Source organism: Planosporangium spinosum (genome assembly GCF_049999945.1).
In the GTDB taxonomy this organism is placed as follows: Bacteria; Actinomycetota; Actinomycetes; order Mycobacteriales; family Micromonosporaceae; genus Planosporangium; species Planosporangium spinosum.
The window spans coordinates 44062-63483 of the sequence record NZ_JBLYUB010000009.1 but is presented as its reverse complement, the minus strand read 5'-3'; the positions used below and the strand labels follow the sequence as shown (position 1 = coordinate 63483).

At 73.2% G+C, this 19422-nt stretch carries 18 protein-coding genes; 9 read left to right on the top strand and 9 right to left on the bottom strand.

The features are described from left to right. Positions 1-187: 187 nt before the first annotated feature. Complete coding sequence (gene mgrA / locus ACNTMW_RS14540; RefSeq protein WP_426634058.1) at positions 188-1225, bottom strand: L-glyceraldehyde 3-phosphate reductase; 1038 nt, start codon at positions 1223-1225, stop codon at positions 188-190. Positions 1226-1369: 144 nt separating this feature from the next. On the opposite strand from mgrA, the gene ACNTMW_RS14535 reads away from it, so the two are divergent. Next, complete coding sequence (locus ACNTMW_RS14535; RefSeq protein ID WP_426634057.1) at positions 1370-4237, top strand: hybrid sensor histidine kinase/response regulator; 2868 nt, start codon at positions 1370-1372, stop codon at positions 4235-4237. Further along, positions 4234-4641, top strand: a complete 408-nt coding sequence (locus ACNTMW_RS14530; RefSeq protein ID WP_426634056.1) for a response regulator — start codon at positions 4234-4236, stop codon at positions 4639-4641. Before ACNTMW_RS14535 ends, ACNTMW_RS14530 begins: the two co-directional genes overlap by 4 nt. A 90-nt stretch (positions 4642-4731) precedes the next feature. Here ACNTMW_RS14530 and ACNTMW_RS14525 read toward each other — a convergent pair whose 3' ends face one another. Beyond that, on the bottom strand, positions 4732-5841 hold the full coding sequence (locus ACNTMW_RS14525; RefSeq protein WP_426634055.1) for a mechanosensitive ion channel family protein: 1110 nt from the start codon (positions 5839-5841) through the stop codon (positions 4732-4734). A 169-nt stretch (positions 5842-6010) separates the two neighbouring features. On the opposite strand from ACNTMW_RS14525, the gene ACNTMW_RS14520 reads away from it, so the two are divergent. Then, positions 6011-6253, top strand: coding sequence for a hypothetical protein (locus ACNTMW_RS14520; RefSeq protein ID WP_426634054.1), 243 nt, complete (start codon positions 6011-6013; stop codon positions 6251-6253). A gap of 115 nt (positions 6254-6368) precedes the next feature. On the opposite strand, the gene ACNTMW_RS14515 is transcribed toward ACNTMW_RS14520, so the two are convergent. Then, complete coding sequence (locus ACNTMW_RS14515; protein WP_426634053.1) at positions 6369-6857, bottom strand: hypothetical protein; 489 nt, start codon at positions 6855-6857, stop codon at positions 6369-6371. Positions 6858-6972: 115 nt separating this feature from the next. After that, positions 6973-8193, bottom strand: a complete 1221-nt coding sequence (locus tag ACNTMW_RS14510; RefSeq protein ID WP_426634052.1) for a carboxylate-amine ligase — start codon at positions 8191-8193, stop codon at positions 6973-6975. A 230-nt stretch (positions 8194-8423) separates the two neighbouring features. Here ACNTMW_RS14510 and ACNTMW_RS14505 point away from each other — a divergent pair, with 230 nt between their 5' ends. Together ACNTMW_RS14505 and ACNTMW_RS14500 are read left to right on the top strand one after the other, a co-directional pair. Then, complete coding sequence (locus ACNTMW_RS14505; RefSeq protein WP_426634051.1) at positions 8424-9707, top strand: citrate synthase; 1284 nt, start codon at positions 8424-8426, stop codon at positions 9705-9707. A gap of 91 nt (positions 9708-9798) precedes the next feature. After that, the gene (locus tag ACNTMW_RS14500) at positions 9799-11415 is read left to right on the top strand and encodes a methyl-accepting chemotaxis protein (RefSeq protein WP_426634050.1); all 1617 of its coding nucleotides are present in this window, start codon (positions 9799-9801) and stop codon (positions 11413-11415) included. A 53-nt stretch (positions 11416-11468) separates the two neighbouring features. Here ACNTMW_RS14500 and ACNTMW_RS14495 read toward each other — a convergent pair whose 3' ends face one another. Further along, positions 11469-11888 carry an Imm1 family immunity protein gene (locus ACNTMW_RS14495; RefSeq protein WP_426634049.1) on the bottom strand — a complete coding sequence of 140 codons (420 nt, stop codon included), beginning with the start codon at positions 11886-11888 and terminating at the stop codon, positions 11469-11471. 448 nt (positions 11889-12336) lie between these two features. On the opposite strand from ACNTMW_RS14495, the gene ACNTMW_RS14490 reads away from it, so the two are divergent. The 4 genes from ACNTMW_RS14490 to ACNTMW_RS14475 all read left to right on the top strand — a co-directional run bounded on the left by ACNTMW_RS14490 (position 12337) and on the right by ACNTMW_RS14475 (position 14852). Further along, positions 12337-12693, top strand: coding sequence for a hypothetical protein (locus ACNTMW_RS14490; protein ID WP_426634048.1), 357 nt, complete (start codon positions 12337-12339; stop codon positions 12691-12693). Positions 12694-12842: 149 nt separating this feature from the next. After that, positions 12843-13235 carry a response regulator gene (locus ACNTMW_RS14485; RefSeq protein ID WP_426634047.1) on the top strand — a complete coding sequence of 131 codons (393 nt, stop codon included), beginning with the start codon at positions 12843-12845 and terminating at the stop codon, positions 13233-13235. 73 nt (positions 13236-13308) lie between these two features. After that, positions 13309-13689, top strand: a complete 381-nt coding sequence (locus ACNTMW_RS14480; RefSeq protein ID WP_426634046.1) for an STAS domain-containing protein — start codon at positions 13309-13311, stop codon at positions 13687-13689. 17 nt (positions 13690-13706) lie between these two features. Further along, positions 13707-14852, top strand: a complete 1146-nt coding sequence (locus tag ACNTMW_RS14475; protein ID WP_426634045.1) for a PP2C family protein-serine/threonine phosphatase — start codon at positions 13707-13709, stop codon at positions 14850-14852. A 4-nt stretch (positions 14853-14856) separates the two neighbouring features. Here ACNTMW_RS14475 and ACNTMW_RS14470 read toward each other — a convergent pair whose 3' ends face one another. The 4 genes from ACNTMW_RS14470 to ACNTMW_RS14455 all read right to left on the bottom strand — a co-directional run bounded on the left by ACNTMW_RS14470 (position 14857) and on the right by ACNTMW_RS14455 (position 19408). Continuing rightward, positions 14857-16491, bottom strand: coding sequence for a sensor histidine kinase (locus ACNTMW_RS14470; RefSeq protein ID WP_426634044.1), 1635 nt, complete (start codon positions 16489-16491; stop codon positions 14857-14859). 87 nt (positions 16492-16578) lie between these two features. Further along, a complete protein-coding gene (locus tag ACNTMW_RS14465) occupies positions 16579-17376 on the bottom strand; it encodes an FAD:protein FMN transferase (RefSeq protein WP_426634043.1) in 798 nt (265 codons plus the stop codon). Next, positions 17373-17945, bottom strand: a complete 573-nt coding sequence (locus tag ACNTMW_RS14460; RefSeq protein ID WP_426634042.1) for an FMN-binding protein — start codon at positions 17943-17945, stop codon at positions 17373-17375. The genes ACNTMW_RS14465 and ACNTMW_RS14460 overlap by 4 nt, the downstream gene beginning before the upstream one ends. Before the next feature lie 56 nt (positions 17946-18001). Continuing rightward, positions 18002-19408, bottom strand: coding sequence for a ferredoxin reductase family protein (locus ACNTMW_RS14455; protein ID WP_426634041.1), 1407 nt, complete (start codon positions 19406-19408; stop codon positions 18002-18004). Between the last annotated feature and the right edge of the window lie 14 nt (positions 19409-19422).

Sequence of the window (19422 nt, the reverse complement as noted above, 5' to 3'; positions counted from 1 at the left end):
CAGGTCGGATATTCCGGGTTCGCTGGGGGCGCGTCGCGCCGGGTTTCCGGGGCCGGCGGCCGCCGCCGGACACATCGATGCTGGTCATCACCGTACGGTCTCGTCGCAACTCCGGGCGCGGCCGGTCCGGGTCGCGCCATGCCGCGGCCCGGACCGGCCGGGCGGACCCGGCGGTGGGAGGGGTCGACTACCAGGCGCTGGAGGCGGCCCAGAGGTTGATGTCGGCCTCCGTGGCGTACCGGTCGATCTCAGTCAGCTCATCGGCGGTGAACTCCAGGTTGTCCAGCGCCGCGACGTTCTGCTCGAGCTGCGCGACGCTGCTGGCGCCGAGTACGACCGAGGTCACCCGCGCGTCCCGCAGCGCCCACGCGATGGCGAGCTGGGCCAGGCTCTGGCCGCGCCGCCGGGCGATCTCGTCGAGCGCGTGGACCTTCGCCAGCGTCTGCTCGTCGAGCATCGACTCGCTCAGCGCGCCGCCGGTGCGTACCCGGGAGTCCTCCGGGATGCCGCGCAGGTACCGGTCGGTGAGCAGGCCCTGGGCCAGCGGCGAGAACGCGATGCAGCCCACCCCCTCGCGGTCCAGCACGTCGAGCAGGCCGTCCTCGATCCAGCGGTTGAACATCGAGTACGACGGCTGGTGGATCAGCAGCGGCGTGCCGAGCTCGCGCAGGATTCGGACCGCCTCCTCGGTCTTGCCCGGGGAGTACGAGGAGATCCCCACGTACAGCGCCTTGCCGGCCCGCACCGCCGCGTCCAGCGCGCCGAGCGTCTCCTCCAGCGGCGTGTCGGGGTCGAAGCGGTGCGAGTAGAAGACGTCGACGTAGTCCAGCCCCATCCGGTGCAGCGACTGGTCCAGCGACGCGAGCAGATACTTGCGCGAGCCCTTGTTCCCGTACGGACCGGGCCACATGTCGTACCCGGCCTTGGTGGAGATGACCAGCTCGTCGCGGTATCGCCGGAAGTCGGTCGCCAGCAGACGGCCGAAGTTCTCCTCGGCGGCGCCGTACGGTGGGCCGTAGTTGTTGGCGAGGTCGAAGTGCGTGATGCCGAGGTCGAACGCGCGCCGACAGATGGCCTGCTGGGTGGCCAACGGGCGGTCATGGCCGAAGTTGTGCCACAGGCCGAGGGAGATCAGGGGAAGGTCGAGGCCGCTGCGGCCGGTCCGCCGGTACGTCATGTGCTCGTACCGGTCACCTGCCGCGATGTACGCATCCGGAATAGCCATGCGGCGAGCCTACGGTCGGCCGGTCGGCCGTCGGGTCGTCCGACCGGCGGTAGGCGGAAACGTCACCCCGGCAGGCGGAATCGTCACCTCCGGCCGGCCGTGTCGTTAGCGAGGTGTACCGAGGGAGGGATCGGCGGCCCACATATGGTCAGGTTGCTTGTCGAGGCGCTGTTCGCGCTGGTGTTCGCGCAGGCCCTGGCGGCATACCTGCGCCGCCGCGACCCGATGCAGCGCGACGTCATGGCGGTGTTCTCCGCCGCCGCGATGCTGTTCGTCCTCGACCTGGCCCGCCGGTTCCTGGGCGAGCCGCCGCAGGCGCTGCGGTCCACGGCGCTGATCCTGCTGCTGGCGCAGCCGTACCTGACGCTGCGTCTGGTGCGCCGGGTCCGGGCCGGCTCCCGCTGGCTGCGGGTGGTGGCCGCGGTCGCGTTCGCCGTCAGCGCCGTCCTGGTGCTCGCGACCCGGCGGCTGCCGCTGTGGTCGCTGCTCGGCATAGTGGTCCTCTTCGTCACGGTCCAGACGGCGGCCGCTGTCCTGCTCGCCCGGGAGGCGGCGGCGTGCACGGGGTCGCCGCGCGCCCGGTTCGGCACCGCCGCCGTGTCGACCGCGCTGTTCGGCCTGGGCATCCTCTTCGCCACCGTCGGCTCCGTACACACCCCGCTGCGGGAGGCCGGGCAGACCGCCGGGTACACCCTGTTCCTGGTGTCGGCGCTCGGCTACGTCGTGGCCTTCCACCCGCCGGACTGGATCCGCCGGCTGTGGTCGGGCAGCGCCTCCTACCGGGTGACCCGGCAGTTGCTGGAGGCCCCGGCCGCGGACGCGCCGGCGCGGACCTGGGCCCGGTACGCGGGCACGGTCCGCGAGGTCAGCGGCGCGGACGCGGTTCTCGTCGTCCCGCCCTGCGGCAGCGGCGAACGGCCGGTGATCACCGTCGGGGTGTCGGCGCGGCGCGTGACCGCCGGCGAGGGCGACGTCAGCCTCCTGCTGCGCCTGCCCGACCTGGCGAACCTCGCCCGCCACACCGACCAGCTGCCGGCCTTCGCCGTCGCGTGCGCCGAGGAGGTGGGGGCGCGCTACATCACCGCCGCCGCGCTGCGCGCGCCGGTGGGCCAGCCGGGCGCGCTGGTCCTGCTCAACCGCCATCGGGGCCTGTTCGCCGAGGACGACGTCCAGCTGCTGGCCGAGCTGGGCGGGCAGGCCGCGGTCATCGCCGAACGCGGCGAGGTCCGCGCCGAGCAGGAGCGGCTCACGCAGGAGCTGGCCAGCTCGGTACGCGCGCTGAGCGCGGCCAGCCAGGCCAAGAGCGACTTCCTGGCCAACATGAGCCACGAGCTGCGCACCCCGCTCAACGCGATCATCGGTTTCAGCGAGCTGATGCGCGGCGAGGAGGCCGCGGGGGACTCCCGGCTGGTACCGGCCGAGTGGGTCGAGCACATCTACACCAGCGGCCGGCACCTGCTCGACCTGATCAACGACATCCTGGACCTCGCCAAGATCGAAGCCGGGCGGCTCGACCTGCACCCGGACCGCTTCGAGCTGTCGGCGCTGGTGGACGAGTCGGTCAACACCCTGCGGCCGTTGCTGGAGCGCAAGGAGCTGGCGCTGCGGACCGCCGTACCCGCCACGGAGGTGTGGGCCGACCGGATCCGACTGCGCCAGGTCCTGGACAACCTGCTCTCCAACGCCATCAAGTTCACCCCGGCCGGCGGGCGGATCGACATCGAGGTCGGCCGCGCCGGTGGCGAGGTGTACCTGGCCGTGGCGGACACCGGCATCGGCATCAGCGCCGCCGACCAGGCTCGGGTCTTCGAGGAGTTCCAGCAGGTCGGCGACCCCGCGATGCAACAGGCCGGTACCGGGCTGGGGCTCGCGCTGACCAGGAGGCTGGTCGAGGCGCACGGCGGCCGGGTGGAGCTGGACTCCACGCCGGGCGTCGGCTCCCGGTTCACGGTCCGGCTGCCGGACACCTTCGCACCCGCGAACGGGTCACCCACCGGCGCGCCGGCAACGGCGGCGGAGGGGTCGGTGGCGGCGAGCGCGGCCGCCGTGCCCGGCGACGCCGGGACCTCGTCCGGCGTATCCGGCGGGTCCGTCGACGAGCGGCGGATCCTGCTCATCGAGGACGACCCGGGTGCCGCCCGGCTGCTGCGCACGTACCTGGAGGGCGCCGGTTACCGGGTCCGGATCGCCAGGACCGGCGAGGACGGCCTGGCCGCGGTACGGGCGGAGCGGCCGGACGCGATCATCCTGGACGTCCTGCTGCCCGGCATCGACGGCTGGGGCGTGCTCCGCACGCTCAAGGCGGACGAGGGGCTGTGCGAGGTGCCGGTCTTCGTCGTCAGCGTGGTCGACGAGCGCGACGTCGGGCTGGCGCTCGGCGCGGCCGACTTCTTCGTCAAGCCCATCGACCGCAGCCGGCTGCTCACCCGGATCGCCGAGTTCCTGCTGCGACCGGCCGCGGCCGACACCGAGCCGATGCGCGTCCTCGCCGTCGACAACGACCCGGCGACACTCGACGTGCTCGCGCGGGCGCTGCGCGCGCGGCAGGTCGAGGTGGTGACCGCCGGCACGGGCGCGGAGGCGGTACGGCTGGCGCGGGCCCGGCGGTTCGACCTGGTCATCAGCGACCTCGTCATGTCCGACATGGACGGTATCGGGCTGATGGCCGAGCTTGACCGTGACCCGACCACGAACCGGCTCCCGATCCTGGTCGTGACCGGGCCGGACGTGGTCGGCGGGTCAGGCGGTGACCTGGACCCGAAGGGTCTGGGCATCCTCCCGAAGGCCGACGGGGTCCGCAGCGCACTGCATCAGTGGATGGCCAAGCTGCCGCGGCCGTCCCCGCGACAGACCGGCGACGGTACCCCGGGCAACGGCGGCGCCGCTGCCGGCGCCGCCGGCGACACCGTGATCGGCGCCGGCACCACCGGCACCACCGGCACCACCGGCACCGCCGGCACCACCGGCACCGCCGGCACCACCCGCACCACCCCACCGGAGGAAACCTCGTGATCGACTCCCCGCCGCGCATTCTCCTTGTCGAGGACAACGAGCTCAACCGGGCTCTGGTGCGCGCGATCCTGAACCGTGCCGCCGATCCTGGGGTACGCGGCGCGCACCTGCTGGAGGCGCACAACCTGGTACAGGCGCGGGCGGTACTGGCCACCGAAGAGGTCGACGCCGTCCTGCTCGACGTCCAGCTCCCCGACGGCAGCGGGCTGTCGCTGCTCGACGACCTTGCCGGCCGTGGCGGCCTGCGCCGTCCCGCCGTCATCGCGGTCACCGGTGGCGTCATGCCGGAGCAGCAGGCCGCCGCCTACGCGGCCGGGTGCGACGCGATCCTCCAGAAGCCGTTCGTCGCCGCCGAGCTGGTGGGCGTCCTCCGCGACACCATCGCCGGTCACCGCGCCGGCTGAGCGCGGCGCGCACGCCGCCCGAGCGCGATGCGGGCGGCCGATGCCGGCGCTGACGCCCGTGGCCGGCCCGGCGCCGGCCCGGTGATCGGGTCAGCCGGTGGGCACGCCCCAGGTGTCGGTGCCCGGCAGCCGGCCGTACCGCACGCCCGAGATCGGTACGGCGGCCCGGTCGACCTCGGTACGCAGCCGGGGCAGCGCCTGCGGCTGCTGGTCGCGCAGCCACTCGACGAGCCGCTCGCGTACCAGGCAGCGCAGGTCCCACAGGGTGTCGGCGTCACCGGCGCTGACCAGGCAGCGGACCCGTACCACCGCGCCGGTGGCGCCGGTGACCTGCAGCAGTGACAGTCGCTCGTCCCACAGCGGACTGTCGCTCACGATGCGCTGCAACTCCTCGCGCATCGGTTGCAGCGGTACCGTCCAGTCCACGTCCAGTTCGACCGTGCCCAGCAGATGGGACGCGGTCCGGGTCCAGTTCTGGAACGGGTGGCTGGCGAAGTACGAGGTCGGCAGCACCAGCCTGCGGTCGTCCCAGATCCGTACCACGACGTGGGTGAGGGTCAACTCCTCGACGTGGCCCCACTCCTTCTCCACGATCACCACGTCGTCGAGGCGGATCGCGCCGCTGAGCGCCAACTGGACCCCGGACAGCATGTTCATGAGCACGCTCTGCGAGGCGAAGGCGACCAGCGCGGCCACCACCCCGGCGGACAGCAGCAGGCTGCGGCCGGTCGCCCGGGCACTGGGGAACGTCGTCAGCATGCCCGCGACCGTCAGAACCGCGATCACGGCGATGGTCACCCGGCGGATGATCCGGACCTGGGTGTGGATCTTGCGTGCGATCCGGTTGTCACTGACGTCGGTGCGGTACCGTCGCAGCGCCCGGTCCTCGACGACGACCAGCACCGTGCCGACCAGCCAGGCGGTGACCCCGATCAGCGCGAGTTCGACCAGGTGCAGGATGGCCGACCGCCACCGGCCGCCGGGCGGTAGCAACCCGTTCAGCGTCACGTTCGCGGTGGTGACGACGGCGAACCACTGCGCGGGCCGGTGCGCACGGCGGGCCAGGTCGTGAGGGAAGGTGTCGTACCTACTCAGTCGGAGCAGCGTCCGGTGCACCGCCTCGATCGCGATCAGGACGGCGGCCATGGCGAGCAGGACGGCCAGCAGCGGTACCAGTACCTGCTGAACGGAACGGAGCATCCCCGGGCAGTACCCACCTGTGAGGGGAGCGATACCGCCCGTGCAGATTTACCGGCGTGGTCAGCCGAACGGAGCGGGAAACGGAGCCGGAGTGCCGGGTTTACTCGGCATGCCCCAGGTTAGGAACATCATGACACCACACCGTCCACCATCCCCGCGAGGAGTCGTCATGGGTGCCACAACCACGCCCGCCGACAACATCTTCTACGACCTGGTGTCGATCGAGTACCACGCGCTCAAGGGGGGCTCCCTCTACGACCAGTTCATCCGGGACGCCGGTGACCACGAGGACGTGCGCAGGTTCATAGAGCAGGTCAAGCAGGAGGACGCGCAGCGTGCGATCCGCTCGCACGAACTCATCATGATGCTGACCCAGCGGGCCACCGAGAAGACGCCGGTCGGCCAGCGCTGAGGCCGTTCCCGCCGCGCTGACGCCGTTCGTGCGGCGCGGCCGCGGGTGCGGTGCCGAGCCCGGTTCGACGCCGGGGCCGGCCCGCCCGGCCCCGGCGTGTCCGGTACCCGGCCGTTCAGTCGTTGAGGACGGTGGAGAGCTCGTCGACGAAGCGGCGCTCGGACTCGCTGACCCAGGAGCCCCCGATACCGAGGAACCCGCCCGACTTGGCCGCGTTGACCACCTGGTCGGCGATGCCCACCAGCCAGTGCCGGTAGGCCGCCGCCTCGCCCGGACCGGCCTTGGCCGCGAGCAGGTCACTGGCGGACCGGGCGCGGCCGAGCACCTCACCCGGGTCGATCTCCCGGGAGCCCACGTCGAGGACCGGCGGCAGCTCGCCGGTCTCCGGGTCACCGAGCTGTCCGACCAGCTCCAACGCGACGTCGCGGACCAGCGTGCTGCCGGAGTCCCGGCCGGCCGCAATCGCGTCCAGGCCGGCGCCGCTCTCCGAGGCGGTCCGGTTGGCGCTGTCGCTCTCGGCGAAGATCGCGGCCATCATGACCGATTGCGGCAGGCCCACGAGCAGGCCCCATTCCTCGTCCGAGTACACCCGCTGGCTCGTCATCGCACCTGCCTTTCGGAATCGACTTTCGCAAGAGCCTAGCGCCGCCCCGCCGGGCGGTGCGCGGTGACGGTGCGCCGCCCGCCCCGCCGTCACCGCACACCGCCGGCGGGGCGGGTCACGAGCGGTCGTCCGGGGTGACGGTCACGACCTTCAGTACCTCGCGCAGCCCGCCGTCGCGGCGGGCGCGTCGCTGCCGGGCGGCGCCGCTGCCGCGCTGGCGGAGCAGGTCGAGCAGGCCGCTGACGGCCGCCTGGTCCCCGTGCCGGTTCAGGGCCGGCTCGACCCGGTCGACCAGCCGGTCGACCAGGTGCCAGGTCGGGGCCACGGTCGCGCTGGCGGGGTCGACGCCGTCGCCCTCCAGCCCGTCGTGCGCGGCGCGCCAGTGCGCGGCCGCGAGGAGGCTGTCGGGTACCTGCGGCGCCGGCCGGCCGGCGTGGATGTCATCGACGACCGTCGCCACCAGTGCCCGGATGAGCGCCGCGACCAGCGTGGCGTCCTCCGGGGTGGCGCAGACGTCGCCGACGCGGACCTCGACGGTCGGGTACCTGGCCGACGGTCGGGCGTACCAGTAGATCATCCCCTCGTCGAGCATCACGCCGGTGGCGATCATGCGCTCGACGGTGCTGCGGTACTCGGCGAGGTCACGGAAGTACGGGGTGGGCCCGGTGCTCGGCCAGCGCGCCCACAGCACCGAGCGCCAGCTCGCGTGCCCGGTGTCGGCACCGGCGTAGAACGGTGAGTTCGCGGTCATCGCCTGCAGGGTCGGCAGCCAGGGCCGCAGGTGGTTGCAGACCTGCAGGGCCAGCGCGCGGTCCGGCACGCCGACGTGCACGTGGCAGCCGCACAGCCCGGCCGTGTCGGCGATGGCGCCGAACCGCTCGGCCATCCTGAGGTAGCGCGGGTCGTCCGTCACCTGGGCCGGGGACCCGTCGACCACCGACGTACCGACGGCGAGCAGCCGGCACCCGACGGTGGCCGCGGCGGTCGCGATCGCCCGCCGCAGCCCGGTCAGCTCCGCGCGCAGCGCGGCCAGGTCGGTGTGGGCACCCGTGGCGACCTCGAACTGGCTGGCGTGGAACTCCCGGCTGACCTGTGCCCGTAGCGCCGGGTCGAGCGCCGCCTCCACCTCGTCCGCGCGCGCCGTCGCCGTGGCGGTGTCGACGTCCACCAGGAGGTACTCCTCCTCGACGCCGAGCGTGAGCGGGGCCGGTACCCGATCGGGGGTGCGGTCGGCGAGTCGCGTGCCGCCGCCCGGCGCCGGACCGGTGGTCGTCGGGGACGCTGCCGTCAGCGGTTCAGCCGTCTGCGGTTCAGCCGTGTGCAGTGGTCCAGCCATGTCCCTCGTCTCTCTCCCGCGTCACCGGCACCTGCCACGTGCCCCGCGGGACCGCGCGGCAAACAGCCCCGCCGGGCGTGGTGGCTCCGGACGGCGACGGCGCGCGAGGACGCCGAGTGGTCCCCCTAACAGATTTGTGATCCGGGTCGCTACGGCAGACTGGTCAGGTGCAGGATTTATCGGTACGCCCACCGGCGAGTAGGAAAATGCGGAGCGGTTGAGGAGCAGGAATGACGGACTTTAAGCTGGACTACGCGAACGGCCAGCTACCGCTGGCGGCGCGTGAGGCCACCGAGGGGCCCTCCGGCCTCGACATCAGCAAGCTGCTCAAGGAGACCGACCACGTCACCCTCGACGTCGGTTTCGTCAACACCGCCTCCTGCACGTCGGCGATCACGTTCATCGACGGTGACGCCGGCATCCTGCGGTACCGGGGCTACCCGATCGACCAGCTCGCCGGGAAGGTCTCCTTCCTTGAGGTGTCGTACCTGCTGATCTACGGTGAGCTGCCCACGCAGGCCCAGCTCGACCAGTTCGCGGACCGGGTACGCAACCACACCCTGCTGCACGAGGAGATGCGGCGCTTCTTCGACGGCTTCCCCCGGGACGCCCACCCGATGCCGGTGCTGTCCTCGGCGGTCAGCGCACTGTCCACGTTCTACCAGGACAACCTGAACCCGTTCGACCGTGAGCAGGTCGACCTGTCGACGGTCCGGCTGCTGGCCAAGGTGCCGACGATCGCGTCGTACGCGTACAAGAAGTCCATCGGCCAGCCGTTCCTGTACCCGGACAACTCGCTGGGCTACGTGGAGAACTTCCTGCGGATGACGTTCGGTGTGCCGGCCACCCCGTACGAGGTGGACCCGGTCGCCGCCCGCGTGCTGGACATGCTGTTCGTGCTGCACGCCGATCACGAGCAGAACTGTTCGACCTCGACGGTGCGGCTGGTCGGCTCCAGCCAGGCCAACCTGTTCGCGTCGGTGTCGGCCGGTGTCAACGCGCTGTTCGGGCCGCTGCACGGCGGCGCCAACCAGGCTGTGCTGGAGATGCTCGAGGCCATCCACGCCAGCGGCGACGACGTCGACACGTTCGTGCGCCGGGTGAAGAACCGCGAGGACGGCATCAAGCTGATGGGCTTCGGCCACCGGGTCTACAAGAACTACGACCCGCGGGCGGCCATCGTGAAGAAGGCGGCGCAGGAGGTCCTGGGCCGGATGGCCAAGCCGGACCCGCTGCTCGACATCGCGATGCGGCTGGAGGAGGTCGCGCTCAGCGACGACTTCTTCGTGTCGCGGAAGCTGTACCCGAACGTCGACTTCTACACCGGCCTCATCTACAAGGCCATGGGCTTCCCGACCAAGATGTTCACGGTGCTCTTCGCGCTCGGCCGGCTGCCCGGCTGGATCGCGCAGTGGCGCGAGATGATCTCCGACCCGGAGACGAAGATCGGTCGCCCGCGCCAGGTGTACATCGGCGAGACCGAGCGCGCCTTCGTGCCGATCGAGCAGCGCTGACCTTCGCGTCAGCGACACCCCGGAACCGGTCAGGAAGCGACTCCCGTCGTCGATCACCGTGACGTCAGTCATGTTCTGATCGGGAGTCCTCATGAACGGTCTGCTGCGCCGGGCCCGGCTGCGGGCACGGCTGCTCGCGTCCTTCGGCACGCTGGTCCTGCTGCTGGCCGGGATCACCGGCCTCGGTGTCTACCAGGCCGAGCAGGAGAAACAGGTCGCCGAGACCGTCGGCCGGCTGTCGTTGCTCAACCGTACGTTGATGCAGTTGAAGTTTCGCGACGCCGACGTCAGCGGCTGGCAGGTCGCGTACGCCTGGGACGTCGCCCTGATCGGTGGGCGGGCGGCCACCGAGGACACCTCGCCCAACCGCAAGGGCTACCTCGAGTCCGCCGGCGCGCTGGCCAAGGAACTGGCGGCCGTGCCGGTGGCCGACCTCACCCCGGCCGAGGCCGAGCTGTACGCGACCGTCAAGGACAACCTGCTGGGGTACCTGGAGGCCGACAAGCAGGTCGTGCAGTGGTACCGCCAGGACACGCCGGACAGCATCAAGCAGGCCAACGAGCTGATCGTCGGCCCCTCGTACGACAAGTACTTCAAGGCCCTGGACGCCACCATCAAGCTGACCGACTCGGTGGCCGCCCGCAGCGACGCGGCCCAGGCGCACGCGGACGCCCTGGCCGCCCGCTCGCGCACCATCATGATCCTCGGCTTCCTGGTCGCGCTCGCCCTCGCGGTGGGCAACGCCCTGACCATCACCGCCAGCGTGGTGAACCCGGTCCGCCGGGTGGTCGACGGGCTGCGGGCCCTCGCCGACCGGGACCTGTCGACGACCCTCCACGACGAGTCCCGCGACGAGATGGGCGAGATGTCGCGGGCCTTCAACGACGCCAGTGCCTCGATGCGCGACGCGCTGACCGGCGTGGGGGAGCGGGCCGCCGAACTGGCCGCCGCGTCCCGGGACCTGTCCACGGTGTCCGGGCGGATGGACGCGCAGGCGACCCTGACCAGCGACCAGGCGGGTGCGGCCGCGAGCGCCGCCGGGCAGGTGTCGGGCAAGGTCACCACGGTGGCGTCGGCCGCCGACGAGATGACCGCCTCGATCGAGGAGATCGCCCGGAGTACGGCGTCGGCCGTGGCGGTCGCCGCCGACGCGGTCACCAGTACCGAGGCGACCAGGGCCGCCGTCGGCGAGCTGGGCGCCGCGAGTGCGGAGATCGGCCAGATCGTCAAGACCATCACGTCGATCGCCGAGCAGACCAACCTGCTGGCGCTCAATGCGACCATCGAGGCCGCGCGCGCCGGGGACGCCGGCAAGGGCTTCGCCGTGGTCGCCAGCGAGGTCAAGGACCTGGCCCAGGAGACCGCGCGGGCGTCGGAGGACATCATCGGCAAGATCGACGCGATCCAGCAGACCACCGAGCGTGCCGGCGAGACGATGAACCAGATCATCGACGTGGTGAGCCGGATCTCGGACCTTCAGCAGACCATCGCCACCGCCGTCGAGCAGCAGTCGGCGACCACCGGCGAGATCAACCGCAGCGTCAGCGAGCTGGCGGCGGGTTCCCAGCACATCACCGACAACATCGTCGGGGTGGCGGGTACCGCGTCGGCGACCAGCGGCGACGCCGGCGCCACCCGGCGGGCCGCGGCGGACCTCGCCGCGACGGCGACCGCGCTGCAACAGGTGGTCGGCGCGTTCCGTTACTGACGACCCGGTGGCCGCCGCGTTCCCCTACCGGTGGGCCGGCGGCGGCCGTCGGGTCAGGCGTCGGGGTCGAACCGCAGGCAGGTCGGTCGGGCGCCGGTCACCACGTACTCCCGGGCGGCCTGGACGGCCTGGCGCGGGGTGACCCGGGTCCAGGCGGGCTTGAAGTCGACCACGTCGACGCCACAGTCGAAGCCGATCGGCTCCGGCCACGCCTCCAGGTCGTCGTCGATGCCGTAGCTACCGCCGGTGCCGGGTGCGGCGCCGGCGTCCAGCCAGACGACGAACGCGCGCTGCGGATGTCCGATCCCGAGCTGCAGGCCGCCCTCGTCCACGCCGGCCGGTAGCAGATCGACGCCGTGCGGTGCGCCGTCGCGGCCCCGGACGGTGGTCAGAAACGACAGAAGTCCCTCGAGCTCGGCGACCGTCGTGATCCGCCGCGCGTTGTCCGGACCCCAGTGCAGCGTGTACCTCACCGCCGTCGCTCCTTCCGGTCGTTGTTGGCCGGCATGGGATCGCGCTCCGGATCGCACCGACCGTCGCGCCCATGGCTTGTCTCGCGGCGCTCTCCGAGACCGAGCTTGTCTCGCCGCGTCCCCCGCGACCGATCGACGTGACTCGCAGTCACGCCGATCAGCGGCATCAGTCACCATGCACCAGTCCGGGACGCTCCGCAACTGTTGGCGGGAAATTCTCGCGATCCACTCGCCAGTTCGGCAGGGTCCGTAGGGATGGGGAACCTAGCTCATGGTTCGTCCGCAAATGCCCGACAGGAGGGTGAACGGCGGTGGACGGCAGTACGCAGTGAAACGTTGCCATTTAGTGATCTGACACCCGGTTTCACCAGCGGCCGGTTGGGGGACGGTCCTGCCGGGATTCGCGTCAGGGAGGGCGTGTGATCCCCGAACGAGGGGGGATACGGAAGTGGACGAGAAGCAGGGGACGGGCACGCGACAGCCGGCCCGAGGCGACGGGCGGCGGTTCGTCGAGCCGGACAGCGTCCTGGCGCTGACCGCGCTGGATCTGCTGGCGGCACACAGCGCCGACGGCGCCGCGGGGGAGTCCGGGCTGTGCCCGAGCTGCGGGCGCCACGCGCCGTGCCCGACGGCGGTGCACGCGCGGCTGGTCGTCATCGCCAGCGGCGTCGACGTCGCGGCGCCGGTACGGGTGGCCGACGGCGTGGCCGACCGGGTACCGGAGCTCCCGGTCACTCGGATAGCCGACATGGTGGTCGAGGTGGGTGGCCCGTTGCCGACCCGGGACCGGCTCGGGGCCGCCTGAGGGGGTACGGGCGTACGGCGCGGCGCGGCACGCGGAGCGGAAATCTCAGGGCGCGGGATTTCCTCAGGGCGTACCACGCCGCGCCGATGTCGTCGGTGCCGGAAGTCAGCACTCGGCTGCTTCCTGCGCAGACGACGAGAGGTGACCGCGTGCGCGCTCTGATCATCGATGACGCCCGTGCGATGCGCTCCATCCTGAAGCGCATCATGGTGCCGCTGGGATTCGAGGTGCACGAGGCGGGCAACGGTCGGGAGGCGCTCGACCATCTCCTCGCCGCGGACCGGGTGCCCGACGTCGCGCTGGTGGACTGGAACATGCCCGAGATGAACGGCTACGACTTCATCAAGGCCGTCCGTGCCGACCGGCGCTGGCGGGGGATGTCCCTGATGATGGTCACCACCGAGAGCGAGAACCACCAGGTGGTACGCGCACTCGCGGCCGGTGCCCACGAGTACGTCATCAAGCCGTTCCCTCCGGTGGCGATCATCGAGAAGCTGGTGCTGCTGGGGCTGGTCCCGGCCGAGGCGGCCGCCGCCGCGTGAGCGCCGACCGCGCCCCGGCTATGCTCGCCGCGAAGGTCTCGCCACGACGTCGCGGCAGTTTACGGAGGCGCGCATGGACGAGCCGGTACGGGTCACCGACCGGGGCGACGGCGCGATCGAGGTGTCCCTGTTCGGGGACATCGACTTCGCCAACTCCGCCGCGGTACGGGAGACGGTACTCGCCGCGCTGACCGGGGCGGCCCTGGGCGCGGTCCGGGTGGACCTCGCGGCCGTCACGTTCCTGGACTCCTCCGGCATCGCGCTGCTCGTCGCCGCATACCGGCTCGCGACCGCGAAGAATGCCGGCTTCAGCGTGGTGAACCCGACCCGGTCGGTCTACGAGCACCTGCGCGTCACCGGGCTGGCCCGGCTGTTCGGGGTGGCCCGTCCGGCGCTGCCCGCCCCCGGTACTACCGGCGGCGCCGGCCGTACCGCGCCACCGGTCGCCAGCTGACCGGGAGAGCCGGGGCGATGGAGTACTGGCGCACCGGGGTACAGACGGTCCTCGACACGGTGCCGGCCACGGCGGTGCTGCTGGCCCCGGTACCGGGCGCCGACGGCGCACCGGTCGACTACGTCATCGAGGCGGTGGGCTCGGAGACCACCGACGCCGTCGGCCGGCGCGGCACCGAACTGCTCGGGCTGCGGGTCAGCGACGCCTACCCGACCCTGCGTGACAATCCGCTGTGGGCGGTGTACCAGGAGGTGCTGGCGACCGGGCAGCCCCGCCGGGTCGGTCCGGTCAGCTACGTCTCCGACGTCGACGGCGTACGGGTCGAGGGGGAGTACACCTTCCGGGTCAGCCGGCTCGGCCCGGATCTGGTGGTCGCGTGGACCCCGTACGACGAGCGGCAGCACCAGGCCGACCGGGTCGCCCGCGCCGAGCGGCTGGTGGTCGACCTGCAGAAGATCATCCTGCCGATGCCCGAGGAACCGGTGGACCTGCCCGGGTTGCGGGTCGCCGTCCGGTACCTGCCCGCCGAGCAGGCGGCGCGCATCGGCGGCGACTGGTACCACACGGCGGCGCTGCCCGGCGGCCGGACGTTGCTGGCGATCGGCGACGTCGCCGGCCACGGGCTGCCGGCCGCGGCGACGATGGCCCGGCTGCGGCTGGCGCTCGCCGCTCTCGTGGCCGTGACGACCGACCCGGCCGAGCTGCTCGGGCTGCTCAACCGGGTGCTGTTCGACACCGACGACGGCGCCACCGCGACCGCGGTGGTCGCCCGCTACGACCCGGCCACGCAGGTCCTGACCTGGGCCCAGGCCGGCCACCCGGCGCCCCTGCTGGCGCGGGCCGGCGTGCCGGTGCCGCTGGACCGGCCGCCCGGCCTGCTGCTGGGCGCCGTCCGGGACGCCCCGTACGCGACGGCCACCGTGCGCCTGGACCAGGGGGACCTGTTCCTGCTCTACACCGACGGCCTGGTGGAGCGACCCGGGCGCACCCTGGCCGAAGGGCTGGAGCAGGTGGTGGCGGCGGTGACCGACGCGATCCGGTGCGCCCCCGACCAGCCGCTGGCCCGGCTGCTGGCCGGGCTGCGCCAGGCCAACCCCGCCGACGACACCTGTCTGGTGGCGGCGCGGCCGCTGCGGCCGGACGAGGCCGGGCCGGCGGGGTGACCGCTCAGCGGGCCCGGTCGGCGGTGGCCGCGCCGCGTGCGGAGGACTCCACCGGCACCGCCGGGCCGGGCGGGGGGCCGCTGTCGCGCGGTGCCGGGCGCGGGCGCGGCGACCTCGCCGGCAGCGCCCGCAGCCGTACCCGGAAGGTCGCGCCGGCACCCGGCGCGGTGTCCACCTCGACCGTGCCGCCGTGGGCGGTGACGACCGCGTCGACGATGGCCAGGCCCAGCCCGTTGCCGCCGGTCTGCCGGGCTCGCGACGGGTCGGCCCGGTAGAACCGCTCGAACACCCGCGCGGCGTCCTCCGCCGCCAGCCCCGGTCCGCGATCGGCGACCTCCATCAGCACGCTGCCGGTTCCCTCGCGGACAGCGCGGACCGTCACCGGGGTGCCCGCCGGTGTGTGGGTCAGCGCGTTGGCGACCAGGTTTCCCAACACCTGGCGCAGCCGCGGCTCGTCGCCACTGATCAGGCAGGAGCCGCTGGTACGCAGCTCGATCGGCCGGTCCGGGGCGACCGCGCGGGCGTCGTGCACCGCGTCGGCGGCGAGCATCGCGAGGTCGACCGGCCCGCGGCGCAGCGGCCGGGGCTGGTCCAGCCGGGCCAGCAGCAGGAGGTCCTCCACCAGCAGGCTCATGCGGGAGGACTCGGACTCGATGCGGCGCATGAACCGGGTGACGTCGCCCGGACCGGTGGCCGCGCCCTGCCGGTACAGCTCGGCGAAGCCGCGGATCGAGGTGAGGGGGGTGCGCAGCTCGTGGCTGGCGTCGGCGATGAACCGGCGCATCCGCTGCTCCGACGCGCGGGCCTGCGCCTCGGACGCCTCCCGGTCGCGGAAGGCGCCCTCGACGCGGGCCAGCATCGCGTTGAGCGAACGGGCCAGCCGGCCCACCTCGGTGCGCGGGTCCCGCTCGGGTACCCGCTGGTCGAGCTGGCCGTCGGCGATGGCGGCCGCAACGGCCTCGACCTGCCGCAGCGGGCGCAGGCTGGCGCGCACCAGCAGGTACCCCACGCCGCCGAGGACGACGAGCACGACCCCGCTCACCACGGCGTCGATGCCGACCAGGCTGGCGACGGTCGCCGACTGCTGGTCGAGGCTGACCGCCATGACGAGGACGGCGTCGGAGGCGGGTACCGGCTCCACCACCACCCGCCAGGCACCCCCGTCGGTACCCGGCACGGTCACCGGCGTGTCCAGCGCGCCGGGGTCCGCCGGCAGTTCCGGCGCCCGGCGGCCGCCGGTCGACAGGGCCGGCAGGCGGTCGCCGTTGAGCCCACTGACCTGCACGTAGACCGCGCCGGGCAGGTTGAGCCGGACCAGGTCGCCGGCGTTGAGGGGTACGCCGTGCCGGAACTGCCGCGCGACCGCGCGGGCGGACGAGGTGAGCTGGCCGTCCAGCCGGTTGGTCAGGGACCGGTCGAGCGCGGCGAGCGCGGCCGCGCCGGTCGCCACCTGCGCCGCGGCGACCAGCGCCAGGACGGCGACCACCAGGCGCACCCGCAGGGGTACCCGGTCGACGAAGCCGCCGACCGCCCGACCGGCGCCGCGCGCGCGGGTCCGGGCGGCGCGCAGCACGGCCACGGCCCGCCGGACCGCGGGGAGTGGGCGCGGGATCCGGTCCCGGGTGTTACGGCCGACCACTTTGCTACTGTGCGTCCCGGCGCTGGAGGCAGGCCGGTACGGTGCTGTGAGGTCTCTGGGAATGTTTCAGGCGGCCACCCGCCCGGTTCAGTCGTCCCGCGGGTCGAGCAGCGGCCAGCCGGGGGTGGCCAGCAGCGTGCCGTCGTCGCGGACGAGCAGCGCCTCGTAGCCCGCGACGCCGGCGAGCCAGCGTACCGCCTCCGGCCCGCGCGCCAGCGCGGCGGTGGCGTAGACGTCCGCCCAGGTCAGGGACTCGCCGATGACGGTCACCGCGCGCAACCCGCGGGCCGGACGGCCGGTGTGCGGGTCGAACACGTGCGCACCCCGGTGCGCGCTGCCCGAGGTCGCCACCGCGCCGTCGGTCACCTGGAGGGCGGTGACCAGCCGGTCGGGCTGCGCCGGGTCCTCCACGCCGACCCGCCACGAGCCGCGCACCACCAGGTCGCCCCCGGCGCTGACGTACCAGTCCAGCTCCGTGCGGTCCAGTTCGGCCAGGTACGCCGCAGCGCGTTCGACGGCCCACCCCTTCACCAGGCCCGACGGGTCGAACACGAGGCCGCCGGCCGGCGCGGGCAGGTGCGCGTCGAAGTACCCGCCGGTGCGCTCGCGGGCCCGCTCGCACAGGTCGACCACGAGGTCCAGCAGCGGGTCGCGCACCGGTTCGCCGCGGTTGACCGCGCTGACCAGGCTGTCCGGCCGGTACGGGCTGAACAGCGCGTCGATGAGCCGCAGCTCGGCGAAGACGGCGGCGACCGCGGCCGCCGCGGCGGGAGAGCCGGCCCGCGGGCCGCGGACGTGCACGCTGACCGGCAGGCCCATGATCTGTTCGACGAACGCCCGTCTGGTCGCCCGGTTCGCGTCGGCCGCCCCGTGCCCGTCGGTCACCCGGTGAAGTGCGCGCTGTCGAGCGCCGCCTGGAGCGAGCTGCGGTAGCCCTCACTGGTCACGGTCGCCCCGGAGACCACGTCGATGCGCGCGCTCTGCGCGGCGAGCACCTCTGCGCGCAGCTGCGGCACCGCGTATGAGTTGATCTCGATGTCGCGGCGGTTGCTGTCCGGGATCTGGAGCGTCGTGACGTCGGTGATCTTCCCACCGCTGATCGTGACCCGGACCTGTACCGGTCCCCACCGGGTCTGCGCCACCGTGCCGTTGGCCACGACGTTCGACCCGGACGCGCGCGTCGACCCCGACGACCCGGACGAGCCGTTGGACCCGGTCGAGCCGGCCGTCCCCGGGGCCGCGGTGGCGCCGGAGCCGCCCGCCGACCGGTTGTCGTCGGAGCCGCCGCCCGTCGTGTCCGGCACGTCGCCGGAGACCACGCCCGGTGCGTTGCCGCCCGCCGAGCCCGCCACGACCGAGGTGGTCGCGCCCGGACCCATTGTCGAGGTCCGGTAGCTGAACAGCAGGACGACCACGGCGACCGTGGTGACGAACCACATCGTGATCCTGCGCATGTGTCGGGGTTCCTTCCGGTGTGACTGATCGCTGGCGCGGGTCGTGGGCGCGGGTGTCACCAGGTGAAGCGTTCGAGGTGGAGGCGGGCGTCGGGTACCCCGGCGGCGCGCGCCGCGCGGACCACCGCCGCCATCCACGGGTCCGGCCCGCAGACGTACACGTCGTGGCCGGCGATGTCGGGGACGAGGTGGCGCAGGCCGGCCAGGTCGGCGCGGTCGTCGGCGCCCCACCCGGCGGGCAGCCACGAGCCGTCCCGTCCCCGCGGCCCCAGCAGGTACCGCACCCGCACGCCGCGGACCGCCGCGAGGTGCTCCAGCTCGCCGCGGAACGCCAGGTCCGCCTCGGAGCGGGCGCGGTAGAGCAGGGTCGCGTCGCCCGGCGCGTACGGCAGCTCGTCCAGCAGCGCGCGCAGCGGGGTGATGCCGACCCCGGACGCGATCATCGTCACCCGGCGCGCGGTACGCCGGCCGGCGGTCAGCTGCCCGTACGGCCCCTCGACGAGCACCTTCGTGCCCGGCCGCAGCGCCGCCACCCGCCGGCTGTCGTCGCCGAGGGACTTCACGGTGATCCGCAGCCAGTCCGGGCGGGGTGCGGCCGACAGCGAGTACGGGTGGGCGCGGCTCCACCCCGGGCCGGCGAGGAAACGCCACTGGAAGAACTGGCCGGCCCGTACCGGCAGCCGATCCAGGTGGCGGCCGCGCAGGTAGACCGAGTGGACGCCGGGCGCCTCGGCCACCACGGCGGCGACCTCGAGGCGGTGGCGCGCGGTCCGCCACAGCGGCAGCCCGAGCCGGAAGACCAGCACGGCGCCGGCGCAGACCCCGTACGCGGTCCACCAGAACGCGGTGGCCGCCGGGGAGCCGGTGAAATCGGCGCCGGTCCACAACTGGTGCGGCAGCGCCAGCCCGACCCCGAGGTAGGCGTACAGGTGCATCAGGTGCCACGACTCGTAGCGCAGCCGGCGCCGGGCCGCGCGTACCGAGGTGACCACGACCATCACCAGCGCGGCCGTGCCGGCGGTCGCCAGCAGCATCCCCGGGTACGTGATGATCAGGTTCCACGCCTCCCGCAGCACGTTCGCGTGCGCCGTGCCGGCGTACCCGACGGTGATCAGCACGAGGTGGGCGAGCATCAGGTGGAACGAGGTGAACCCGGCCAGGCGGTGCCAGCGGGCGAGCCGGTCCTGGCCATAGGCCCGCTCGACCCACGGGACCCGGGCCATCAGCAGTACCTGGAGCAGCAGCAGGTCGGCCGAGAGCAGGCCGGTCAGCCGGCCGAGCGAGGTCACCCCGCTCACGAGGCCGCCGAGGTCCTGCAGGCCGCGGCCGCGTACCCACAGCGCGACGACGAACAGCACGCTGAACGCGCCCGCCGCGCCGATGATGTCCGGCCACACCGACCGCCTCGGCCGGGGCGCCACCCCGGTCGTCGGGTCGGCCATCCGGGTCGTCGTCGCGGTCACCGCACCTCCTTGGT

Bases quoted from the DNA above. Each gene is read 5' to 3' on its own strand.
- mgrA (WP_426634058.1), bottom strand. From the start codon at position 1,225: ATGGCTATTCCGGATGCGTACATCGCGGCAGGTGACCGGTACGAGCAC.
- ACNTMW_RS14535 (WP_426634057.1), top strand. From the start codon at position 1,370: ATGGTCAGGTTGCTTGTCGAGGCGCTGTTCGCGCTGGTGTTCGCGCAG.
- ACNTMW_RS14525 (WP_426634055.1), bottom strand. From the start codon at position 5,841: ATGCTCCGTTCCGTTCAGCAGGTACTGGTACCGCTGCTGGCCGTCCTG.
- ACNTMW_RS14520 (WP_426634054.1), top strand. From the start codon at position 6,011: ATGGGTGCCACAACCACGCCCGCCGACAACATCTTCTACGACCTGGTG.
- ACNTMW_RS14515 (WP_426634053.1), bottom strand. From the start codon at position 6,857: ATGACGAGCCAGCGGGTGTACTCGGACGAGGAATGGGGCCTGCTCGTG.
- ACNTMW_RS14510 (WP_426634052.1), bottom strand. From the start codon at position 8,193: ATGGCTGGACCACTGCACACGGCTGAACCGCAGACGGCTGAACCGCTG.
- ACNTMW_RS14505 (WP_426634051.1), top strand. From the start codon at position 8,424: ATGACGGACTTTAAGCTGGACTACGCGAACGGCCAGCTACCGCTGGCG.
- ACNTMW_RS14500 (WP_426634050.1), top strand. From the start codon at position 9,799: ATGAACGGTCTGCTGCGCCGGGCCCGGCTGCGGGCACGGCTGCTCGCG.
- ACNTMW_RS14480 (WP_426634046.1), top strand. From the start codon at position 13,309: ATGGACGAGCCGGTACGGGTCACCGACCGGGGCGACGGCGCGATCGAG.
- ACNTMW_RS14475 (WP_426634045.1), top strand. From the start codon at position 13,707: ATGGAGTACTGGCGCACCGGGGTACAGACGGTCCTCGACACGGTGCCG.
- ACNTMW_RS14460 (WP_426634042.1), bottom strand. From the start codon at position 17,945: ATGCGCAGGATCACGATGTGGTTCGTCACCACGGTCGCCGTGGTCGTC.